Annotated in this window: 1 protein-coding gene; it reads left to right on the plus strand. The window is 37.5% G+C overall.

Features of this window, described 5'->3' with window-relative positions; translation table 11 throughout:
* Positions 1-491: ATP-binding cassette domain-containing protein (locus AC1DG9_RS27675; protein ID WP_477635779.1), on the plus strand; the 491-nt coding region annotated here is incomplete at its 5' end.
* Positions 492-555 lie beyond the last annotated feature (64 nt).

Below are 555 nucleotides of genomic sequence, written 5' to 3' on the forward strand. Positions count from 1 at the left end.
GGATTGCCATTTCTGGTAAAAATGGCTCTGGGAAAACTACACTTTTGAAATTGATATTGGGTAAAGTAAAACCATCAGAGGGTGCTTTAATAATAGCTGATTTCAAGCATCTTTACATTGATCAGGAGTATTCAGTATTAGATAATGAACTAACTGTGTTTGAACAGGTACAGGAATTTAATTCACAGCACTTGCCAGAACACCGACTTAAAACATTGCTACACCAATTTCTCTTCAAAATTGATATGTGGAATAAGACATGCAAACAACTTAGTGGAGGGGAGAAGATGAAATTGATATTTTGCTGCCTAGTGGTAAGCAATAGTTCTCCTGAGCTCATTATTTTAGATGAGCCTACCAATAATCTGGATGTTCAGAGCCTGGAGGTTATAACCTCAGCAATAAAACATTACAAAGGAACTTTGCTGGTGATCTCCCATGACGAGTATTTCATCAATGAAATAGGAGTAAATGAAAGGATCGCGCTTTAGGGTTTAGTACGGTTAAATACAAACAGGTCTTTAAATGCCCATTTACCGTCTTGCAGGTTGCCTC

The sequence above is a fragment of the Pedobacter sp. 05L430 genome (genome assembly GCF_056397585.1).